Source organism: Nocardioides sp. NPDC000445 (genome assembly GCF_040300245.1).
Taxonomy (GTDB): Bacteria; Actinomycetota; Actinomycetes; order Propionibacteriales; family Nocardioidaceae; genus Nocardioides.
This window is the reverse complement of record NZ_JBEPDH010000045.1, coordinates 1-3,439: the sequence shown is the minus strand read 5'-3', so window position 1 is coordinate 3,439 and position 3,439 is coordinate 1. Positions and strand designations below refer to the sequence as shown.

Genomic DNA, 3,439 nt, shown 5'->3' with positions numbered 1-3,439 from the left:
CCGGTTGGTCTTGACACACTGTTGGGCCCTGAGGAATCACACACGTGACTTTCTCTCGCCCCCTTCGCCTGAAGGCGCTCGTGAGTGCTGGATGGGGTTGTGCGGGCTGGCCGGCCAGGGTGACCTGGTTGGATGTTGATAGTTGGATAGTGGACGCGAGCATCTTGTTTAATAAGAATGCACACACCTTGTAGGCGCTTTGATCTGTGATCGGGGTGTTGGTGTGTGTTGGTCTTCGTAGCGCAGACAAGCTCGATGATTGCAGGCATGCGTGATGCGTGTGTGTGGTTGTTGGTTTGTTGTTTTTGTTGAGTGTTTGTGAGAGATAAGCTATGAAGGGCACATGGTGGATGCCTTGGCATCAAGAGCCGAAGAAGGACGTTGGAGCCTGCGATAAGCCCTGGGGAGTTGGCAACCGAGCGTTGATCCGGGGGTGTCCGAATGGGGAAACCCAGCACGAGTCATGTCGTGTTACCTGCGCCTGAATCTATAGGGCGTGTGGAGGGAACGCGGGGAAGTGAAACATCTCAGTACCCGTAGGAAGAGAAAACAATAGTGATTCCGAGAGTAGTGGCGAGCGAAATCGGATGAGGCCAAACCGGTTACCTGTGATAGACGGCAGTTGTTGGGTAGTCGGGGTTGTGGGATATGTCTTTCATCGTCTGCCGGCGGTGAGCTCAGTAAGAAACCAAGCATGAAGGTGAACCAGTTGGGAAGCTGGGCCGTAGCGGGTGATAGCCCCGTAGTCGTATGTGTTTGGCTGGGTTGATGTACTTCCCAAGTAGGACGGCACTCGTGGAATGTCGTGTGAATCTGGCGGGACCACCCGCTAAGCCTAAATACTTCTTGATGACCGATAGCGGACCAGTACCGTGAGGGAAAGGTGAAAAGTACCCCTGGCGGGGAGTGAAATAGTACCTGAAACCGTGTGCCTACAATCCGTCAGAGCCCGGCCGGCCTTTGGGCAGTGGGGGTGATGGCGTGCCTTTTGAAGAATGAGCCTGCGAGTTAGCGGTGTGTGGCAAGGTTAACCCGTGTGGGGAAGCCGTAGCGAAAGCGAGTCCTAATAGGGCGATTGAGTCGCGCGCTCTAGACCCGAAGCGAAGTGATCTAGCCATGGGCAGGTTGAAGCGCCGGTAAGACGGCGTGGAGGACCGAACCCACTTCAGTTGAAAATGGAGGGGATGACCTGTGGTTAGGGGTGAAAGGCCAATCAAACTTCGTGATAGCTGGTTCTCCCCGAAATGCATTTAGGTGCAGCGTTGCGTGTTTCTTGCCGGAGGTAGAGCACTGGATAGCCGATGGGCCCGACCAGGTTACTGACGTTAGCCAAACTCCGAATGCCGGTAAGTGAGAGCGCAGCAGTGAGACAGTGGGGGATAAGCTCCATTGTCGAGAGGGAAACAGCCCAGACCATCAGCTAAGGCCCCTAAGCGATAACTAAGTGGAAAAGGATGTGGAGTCGCAGTGACAACCAGGAGGTTGGCTTGGAAGCAGCCACCCTTGAAAGAGTGCGTAATAGCTCACTGGTCAAGTGATTCCGCGCCGACAATGTAGCGGGGCTCAAGTTATCCGCCGAAGCTATGGCACTCCGGTTTTCCGGGGTGGGTAGGGGAGCGTCGTGTATCGAGTGAAGCAGCGGAGTGATCCAGCGGTGGACGGTACGCGAGTGAGAATGCAGGCATGAGTAGCGAATGATGTGTGAGAAACACATCCGCCGATTGATCAAGGGTTCCAGGGTCAAGCTAATCTGCCCTGGGTAAGTCGGGACCTAAGGCGAGGCCGACAGGCGTAGTCGATGGACAACGGGTTGATATTCCCGTACCGGCGAAGTGACGCCCATGATGAGGCGCATGATGCTAACCATCTGAAGCATGCGTGACCGATCCCTTCGGGGTGAGGCGTGTGTGTGGAACATGGGACCCAAGTGTGTAGTAGTCAAGTGATGGGGTGACGCAGGAAGGTAGTCGAACCGTAGCGATGGTTGTCTACGGGTAAGCGTGTAGGGCTGTGTGTAGGCAAATCCGCACACTGTATGCCTGAGACGTGATACGGACCCGTTTGGGGAAGTCGATGATCCTATGCTGTCGAGAAAAACCTCTAGCGAGTCATGAGCCGCCCGTACCCCAAACCGACTCAGGTGATCAGGTAGAGAATACCGAGGCGATCGAGCGAACCATGGTTAAGGAACTCGGCAAAATGCCCCCGTAACTTCGGGAGAAGGGGGGCCCGGATCGTGAACCCACTAGCTGGGGGAAGCGTGAAGGGCCGCAGAGACCAGGCCCAAGCGACTGTTTACTAAAAACACAGGTCCGTGCGAAGTTGTAAGACGATGTATACGGACTGACTCCTGCCCGGTGCTGGAAGGTTAAGAGGACGGGTTAGCCTCACGGCGAAGCTCAGAATTTAAGCCCCAGTAAACGGCGGTGGTAACTATAACCATCCTAAGGTAGCGAAATTCCTTGTCGGGTAAGTTCCGACCTGCACGAATGGAGTAACGACTTGGGCGCTGTCTCAACCGTGGACTCGGCGAAATTGCACTACGAGTAAAGATGCTCGTTACGCGCGGCAGGACGGAAAGACCCCGGGACCTTTACTATAGTTTGGTATTGGTGTTTGGTTCGGCTTGTGTAGGATAGGTGGGAGACTGTGAAGCGCACACGCCAGTGTGTGTGGAGTCATCGTTGAAATACCACTCTGGTCGTACTAGATGTCTAACTTCGGACCATGATCTGGTTCAGGGACAGTGCCTGATGGGTAGTTTAACTGGGGCGGTTGCCTCCTAAAGTGTAACGGAGGCGCTCAAAGGTTCCCTCAGCCTGGTTGGCAATCAGGTGGCGAGTGTAAGTGCACAAGGGAGCTTGACTGTGAGACAGACATGTCGAGCAGGGACGAAAGTCGGAACTAGTGATCTGGCCACGGCATGTGGAAGCGTGGTCACTCAACGGATAAAAGGTACCCCGGGGATAACAGGCTGATCTTCCCCAAGAGTCCATATCGACGGGATGGTTTGGCACCTCGATGTCGGCTCGTCGCATCCTGGGGCTGGAGTAGGTCCCAAGGGTTGGGCTGTTCGCCCATTAAAGCGGCACGCGAGCTGGGTTTAGAACGTCGTGAGACAGTTCGGTCCCTATCCGCCGCGCGCGTAGGAAACTTGAGAAAGGCTGTCCCTAGTACGAGAGGACCGGGATGGACGAACCTCTGGTGTGCCAGTTGTACCGCCAGGTGCATGGCTGGTTGGCTACGTTCGGAAGTGATAACCGCTGAACGCATCTAAGCGGGAAGCACGTTTCAAGATGAGGTTTCCCACCCTTTATGGGTTAAGGCCCCCTACAGACTATGGGGTTGATAGGCCGGAGGTGTACAGCAGTGATGCCCAGCCGACCGGTACTAATAGGCCGAGGGCTTATCTTTCATAAACCCTCAACAAAAACAACAA

At 55.0% G+C, this 3,439-nt stretch carries 1 rRNA gene; it reads left to right on the top strand.

From position 1 onward, the window contains the following. Positions 1-323: 323 nt before the first annotated feature. A 23S ribosomal RNA gene (locus tag ABT304_RS30770) occupies positions 324-3,414 on the top strand. Positions 3,415-3,439: the final 25 nt, after the last annotated feature.